Consider the following 373-nt stretch of genomic DNA (forward strand, 5'->3'; position numbering starts at 1 on the left):
TCACGTAAACTTCCTCATTTATAAAACCATTTAAGAAAGCGCTTTTAACATCCGTTTGATACAATTTAAAGCCTTTAAAAGATGCAAAAGCAAGCAATATGCGAATGGCTTCTAGTCTAGCTACGGGTGCGTAAGTTTCATCAAAATCGATGCCCTCTTCTTGATTATACCCTTGAGCTACAAGCCTAGCCTTATTTCTAATAACAATACCCGATTCATCCATCTTATTACGAAAGACCCACTTCGTACCTATAATGGATTTATCATGCGGTCTAGGTACTAAAGTCCATACGTTGCTACGCTCGAATTGATTTAATTCGTCTTGCATAGCTAGAGTCCAACTTTCATCTAATTCCGCTTCATGAATGTTCTT

Annotated in this window: 1 protein-coding gene; it reads right to left on the reverse strand. The window is 37.5% G+C overall.

Annotated elements, in window-relative coordinates; translation table 11 throughout:
- Positions 1-328: reverse transcriptase domain-containing protein (locus EIZ48_RS31710; RefSeq protein ID WP_160658824.1), on the reverse strand; the 328-nt coding region annotated here is incomplete at its 3' end.
- Positions 329-373: the final 45 nt, after the last annotated feature.

It is taken from the genome of Photobacterium alginatilyticum, assembly GCF_009910675.1.
In the GTDB taxonomy this organism is placed as follows: Bacteria; Pseudomonadota; Gammaproteobacteria; order Enterobacterales; family Vibrionaceae; genus Photobacterium; species Photobacterium alginatilyticum.